General features: G+C 34.9%; 1 protein-coding gene and 1 pseudogene. Both read right to left on the bottom strand.

What is annotated here, in order from left to right; all coding sequences use genetic code 11:
- Nucleotides 1-93: 93 nt before the first annotated feature.
- Nucleotides 94-1,566 (bottom strand): protein kinase domain-containing protein, encoded by a 1,473-nt coding sequence (locus C200_RS06005; RefSeq protein WP_016212172.1) that lies wholly within the window; start codon nt 1,564-1,566, stop codon nt 94-96.
- 302 nt (nt 1,567-1,868) lie between these two features.
- Nucleotides 1,869-2,079, bottom strand: a pseudogene (locus tag C200_RS16090) (IS30 family transposase); the annotation flags it as partial.

The following is a 2,079-nucleotide window of genomic DNA, read 5'->3' as shown; positions in this document are numbered from 1 at the left end:
ACACCAGAAGAAGAGCGAGTTTGAATTATTGCTCACCTAATCATGTTTTTTTAGAGTATTTGATGGCGGCTTAGTATAGAGTAGTGTTGCACTTCAGATGACGGAGGGCGCTCCTCTTTGTCTACAATCCTCAATTGCTTTATCTAAAGCTGCCTCTAATAAAATCTCAACTAAGGCCGATCGACTTTCTGAGCAATCAAGCATTTTTTTCACATTTTCAGCTCGATCCAAATCAAAGCATTTTAAGTAACAATAATTTTTATCAAACTGCTCAGGGCGCTCAAGTACCTGTTGAATGTACGCTATCTGATTCAACCCTAATTGATTCAGCCTTAAAAATTGACCTTGATATTGCTCAAACTGATCGATCAAATTAGGAGATGCAAGTAATATATTAATATAGACTGCCTGACCAAGCCCCAACTGATTAAGTTTTAATAAGTTGCTCTGCTCCTGTTTAAATCGCTCAATACTATCAGGGTTTGTAATAATTTGTTGTACATACTCAGCACTGCTAAGTCCAAGTGCTACCAGGCATTCATAGTTTTCATTAAATTGCCGCGACCGTTTTAACACTTTTTTTAAATTGGAATCTACAGCTAAATTCCACCTTAATAAAATAAGGTTACATAAAATAAAAATAATTGATTTATCTTTATCTCTACCATTAGAGGTATCTAACAATAATGTTAAATTATTTTTTTCAACAAAATCATAATTAAAAAGAGAGACAACTCCCTCTTTATGTGAATCCGCTCGAGTCACCCAGCCCTTTGGTGTTCGAAATAACTCCGGCAAATATAATATCCGCAGCAGAGCAAAAACATCTAATACCTCTTTACTGGTGCCTACCGGCTGCTGTGGCAAAAAAATAAGGGTTCCTTTTAATCGACTCAAAGTCCCGGTTAAGTTTTCTGAAAAACCATAATCGATTAGATGAACCTGCCCCTGATCATCGACACAAATATTTGCAGGTTTTAGATCTAGGTGAGCATATGAAGTCTTAGACCTTGCATAACTCCCAACATGTAAGTGATAAACCGCTTGCGCTATTTTAATCGCCAAATCAAATCGCTGCTCTTCGCCAAGAGTATTTTCACTTAAGTGTTTATCAAGGGGGGTTCCTAAAAATTGGTAAATTTGATAACACTTACTGCCATCTTTGCCCTGAAAAGACCGCCTTGCTTTGCCAAGGTCGACGGCAATATCACTTTCTTTTAAAAGTGAAGGAAGTAAATTGACCTTGTCCTTTTCTGGTAATATAACCGTTGTTGGCGATTTTTTAATTGCCCACATTTGGCCATTTTCTGTCTGACCAAAAGTAACTTTACCAAACGTCCCTGCACCAAGAGCCTTACCGTTTGATTTTACAAAAATTTCACCATCAGCACCACGCAAATAACGATGAGTTAAATAGACCTGCTTTTTTGTTAGTGGGTCAATGAAAGTAATTTTATCGTTATGATTTGAACCAAGCTGTGTTCCCGCATACTCCCCTAAATAACGCCTAACAACTCGCCACTCTGCAGCTTCTTGCTCTTTATTTTTCCACACAACTCTAGGCATCTTCTCAACCTCTAAACTAATTTAAAAATTAATTTCTACCTCCCACTAAATAAAAAAGCTCAAAGGTAAAAGAAAAAATATACAATTTCATTAAAAATATATAAAAACAATATGAAAATTTATAATATTTTTATAAGCAATCTGAAGATAATTAATAGCTGCAAACTTCATGAAAATTAACTCAATAAAATCAAGATATTAAATACATAAAGACAAAATAATTAATTTATGAATATAAATATTTCTATTTTTTTATAATAATAAAACGCCCTCCGTCATCTGAAGTGCAACACTACTCTATACTAAGCCGCCATCAAATACTCTAAAAAAACATGATTAGGTGAGCAATAATTCAAACTCGCTCTTCTTCTGGTGTTCAATGTATGCTCTATTTTTGCTATTTCTTTGTCACTAATTTCATTAAAATCTGTCCCTTTAGGTAGAAAACGCCTTATCAAACCATTTGTGTGCTCATTTAGACCTCTATCACAAGAACGATAAGGTCTAGCAAAG

Source organism: Piscirickettsia salmonis LF-89 = ATCC VR-1361 (assembly GCF_000297215.2).
Lineage (GTDB): Bacteria > Pseudomonadota > Gammaproteobacteria > Piscirickettsiales > Piscirickettsiaceae > Piscirickettsia > Piscirickettsia salmonis.
Note: the sequence above shows the minus strand (reverse complement) of the source record. Positions and strands in the feature narration are given on the sequence as shown.

What these genes read in the sequence shown, in the direction of transcription:
- C200_RS06005 (WP_016212172.1), bottom strand. Translation starts at nt 1,566, where the DNA reads ATGCCTAGAGTTGTGTGGAAAAATAAAGAGCAAGAAGCTGCAGAGTGG.